Here is a 354-nt window from a genome sequence, read left to right as displayed (position 1 = left end):
ACGCAGACGAAGGAATCTCCGGCACGAACACTAAAAGACGTGAGGGGTTTAACCGTATGGTGGCAGACGCACTGGATGGCAAAATTGACCTGATCCTCACCAAATCCATCAGCCGTTTTGCCCGCAATACAGTAGATACCCTGACGACTGTCCGCAAGCTAAAGGAGCGGAATGTGGAAGTATATTTTGAGAAGGAAAACATTTACACCTTAGATGCCAAAGGCGAGGTCATGATTACGATTATGAGCAGCCTAGCGCAGGAGGAAAGCCGTTCCATCAGCGAGAACATTACCTGGGGGAAGCGCCGCAGCATGGAGGAAGGGAAGTTCTCCCTTGCCTATAAACACTTCCTTG

1 protein-coding gene is annotated in these 354 nt (G+C 50.0%); it reads left to right on the top strand.

The annotated features are described in order from the left end of the window. Positions 1 to 354: recombinase family protein (locus tag E5329_RS29475; protein ID WP_135992604.1), on the top strand; the 354-nt coding region annotated here is incomplete at both ends.

Source organism: Petralouisia muris, from assembly GCF_004793545.1.
Lineage (GTDB): Bacteria > Bacillota > Clostridia > Lachnospirales > Lachnospiraceae > Petralouisia > Petralouisia muris.
The sequence above is the reverse complement of the archived record's forward strand: the minus strand, read 5'-3'. Positions and strand labels throughout refer to the sequence as shown.